Origin of the sequence: Mesorhizobium sp. M7A.F.Ca.CA.004.04.2.1, from assembly GCF_004022825.1 — a bacterium.
In the GTDB taxonomy this organism is placed as follows: domain Bacteria; phylum Pseudomonadota; class Alphaproteobacteria; order Rhizobiales; family Rhizobiaceae; genus Mesorhizobium.
The window spans coordinates 1-1396 of record NZ_RZPH01001299.1; the positions used below are offsets into that span (position 1 = coordinate 1).

The 1396-nt window shown below is 65.5% G+C and carries 1 pseudogene; it reads left to right on the forward strand.

The annotated features are described in order from the left end of the window. Positions 1–1360: pseudogene (locus EN893_RS34030) on the forward strand (bifunctional salicylyl-CoA 5-hydroxylase/oxidoreductase); the annotation flags it as partial. Positions 1361–1396: the final 36 nt, after the last annotated feature.

Here is a 1396-nt window from a genome sequence, read left to right on the forward strand (position 1 = left end):
ATATGAGGATGCCCGCCGCACCGAGGTGCTGAAGCTGCAATCGGCGGCGCGCAATTCGCTGGAATGGTTCGAGGAGGTCGAGCGCTATCTCGGCCTCGATCCGGTGCAGTTCAACTATTCGCTTTTGACCCGCTCGCAGCGCATCAGCCATGAGAATTTGCGGCTGCGCGATGCCGAATGGCTGGGCGGTGCGGAGGAATGGTTCCAGCGCCAGGCGGGCGCCGGCGGCAACAGCCTGCGCCGCGCGCCGATGTTCGCGCCGTTCAAGCTGCGCGACATGAGGCTGCAGAACCGCGTCGTCGTTTCGCCGATGGCGCAGTACAAGGCCGTCGACGGCTGCCCGACCGACTGGCATTTCACCCACTACGCCGAGCGGGCCAAAGGGGGCGCCGGGCTCCTCTATATCGAGATGACCTGCGTCAGCCCGGAAGGTCGCATCACGCCCGGTTGTCCGGGATTCTATGCGCCCGAACATGAGGTGGCGTGGAAGCGGCTGGTCGATTTCGTCCACACCGAAACCGAAGCCAAGATCTGCGCCCAGATCGGCCATTCCGGCGCCAAAGGTTCGACCCGGCTTGGCTGGGAAGGCACCGACGTGCCGCTGGTCTCCGGCAACTGGCCGGTGATCGCCGCCTCGGCCGTGGCGTGGTCGCCGCAGAATCAGGTGCCGAAGGCGATGGATCGCGCCGACATGGACCGCGTGCGCGACGAATTCGTGGCTTCGGCCGAGATGGCCGATCGTTGCGGCTTCGACATGCTCGAGATCCACGCTGCGCATGGCTATCTCTTGTCGTCCTTCATCACGCCGGTCACCAACCGGCGCACGGATGAATATGGCGGTTCGCTTGACAATCGGATGCGCTATCCCCTCGAAATCTTCCGCGCGGTGCGCGCTGCCTGGCGGGCGGAGAAGCCGATCTCGATGCGCATTTCGGCCAATGACTGGGTGGGCATCGAGGGCGTCACACCGGCCGACGCGGTCGAGATCGCACGGCTGCTGCACGAGGCCGGCGTCGACATCTGCGACGTCTCGGCAGGCCAGACCTCGGCACTGGCCAAGCCTGTCTATGGCCGCATGTTCCAGACGCCGTTTTCCGACCGCATCCGCAACGAAGTCGGCATGGCGACGATGGCGGTCGGCAACATCTACGAGCCGGACCATGTCAATTCGATCCTGATGGCCGGCCGCGCCGATCTGGTGGCGCTGGCACGGCCGCATCTCGCCGATCCCTACTGGACACTGCACGCCGCCGTCACGCTCGGCGACCGTGGTGTCAAATGGCCGGATCCCTATCTGCCCGGGCGCGACCAGCTCTACCGTCTGGCCGAGCGCGACGCCGCAGCGGGGCTGAAAGTATGAACGCTTTTCGTCTGCCACGTCAGCGCTGTACCCCCG